Consider the following 1524-nt stretch of genomic DNA (forward strand, 5'->3'; position numbering starts at 1 on the left):
TGCAGCCCCCCTTCGATCGCCTTGGATCGGAAACCGCCGGCAACGCCTCAAGCATCAATGACGGCGCGGCGGCGGTAATGATGATGAGCGAGGCTAAAGCGCTGGAGCTGGGGCTGCCGATCCTTGCGCGGATCCGCGCCTTCGCCAGCGTCGGCGTCGATCCGGCGCTGATGGGCATTGCCCCGGTGCATGCCACCCGTCGCTGTCTGGAGCGGGCCGGCTGGCGGCTGGACGACGTCGATCTGATCGAAGCCAATGAGGCCTTTGCCGCTCAGGCGATCTCGGTTGGCCGGGTACTGGAGTGGGATGAGCGCCGGGTCAACGTCAACGGCGGCGCGATCGCCCTCGGCCACCCCATCGGCGCCTCCGGCTGCCGGATTCTGGTGTCGCTGGTGCATGAAATGATCAAGCGCGATGCCCGCAAAGGTCTGGCGACGCTGTGCATTGGCGGCGGTCAGGGCGTGGCGCTGGCGGTAGAACGCGCATAGCGCTATACCTCGATTTCCATGGCCTCCTGCGGGAGGCCTTTTTTATGCGCCGTGCTTTGCCGAACCCTTATTTTTCCCCTCCCTCTTTCACTCTCCCCGGCGAAATTATTGAGCTTCGTCACGTCTTGTTGTGCCACCTTTTTTGAAACAAATAACTACGATCCTGGTCACTAAAACTATGGTGTCTAAAAAATAAAATGATGTTTCATAAAAACGAAATGTCATTTTATTTATTGTAAGGGTACCCTATGTTAAAACGATCTCTGGTTCTCGCCGCCCTCTGCGGTATGTCTTTTGCGGCAACCGCGGTAACGATAGATTTACGTCATGAATTTATTGATGGCGGAAAGAGTGATAAAAGTAATGCTGACCGCGTCTCCGTTTCTCACCGCTTTGCCAACGGCTTAGGCTTTACCGTCGAGGCCAAATGGCGTTCGGGTGGCGACAACGGTTCGCAACCCTATTCGGACGTGGTGGGCAATGGTCATGAAGACACCATCAGCTGGCGCTGGAAAGCAACGTCGAACTTGTTCCTCACCCCCGGGTTTACCATTGAGAGCAACGACAGCCGCTCCATCTACAAGCCGCACCTGCACGCGCAGTACAGCTTCGACAACGGCTTCTATGTCGCCGCTCGCTATCGCTATGAATACACCCGCTATCCGAACAACGCCGGCAAAGATGATGACAAAGTTAACCGCGGCGACGCGTGGGCCGGATTTGTCCTCGGCGACTGGCGTACAGAGCTGAACTATGTCTATGCCCGCAGCTCGGAAGGGGTCAGCCGCAACGACAATAAACCCTACTCGCAGGAATATAACGTGAAGGTGGCCTATAAGCTGGATAATAACTGGTCGCCGTATGGCGAAATTGGCAACGTCGGGGTCAATGACCGCAGCGATCGTCAGACCCGCTTCCGCGTTGGGGTGGCTTACTCGTTCTGACCGACCATTCATCCCTCATCGTTTGTTTTCCCCGGCGCCGTCAGCCGGGGGTTTTTTTTGGGGGGAAGAGAAGGGACAAAAAAAAACCCCCC

1 protein-coding gene and 1 pseudogene are annotated in these 1524 nt (G+C 56.7%); both read left to right on the forward strand.

The window, feature by feature from the left end; all coding sequences use genetic code 11:
• Positions 1-488: pseudogene (locus tag HMPREF9538_RS06430) on the forward strand (acetyl-CoA C-acyltransferase); the annotation flags it as partial.
• Positions 489-736: 248 nt separating this feature from the next.
• Entirely contained in the window at positions 737-1432 is a 696-nt protein-coding gene (ompK26, locus tag HMPREF9538_RS06425; RefSeq protein WP_004143995.1) for a KdgM family porin OmpK26, read from the forward strand.
• Positions 1433-1524 lie beyond the last annotated feature (92 nt).

It is taken from the genome of Klebsiella sp. MS 92-3 (assembly GCF_000195655.1).
Taxonomy (GTDB): Bacteria; Pseudomonadota; Gammaproteobacteria; order Enterobacterales; family Enterobacteriaceae; genus Klebsiella; species Klebsiella pneumoniae.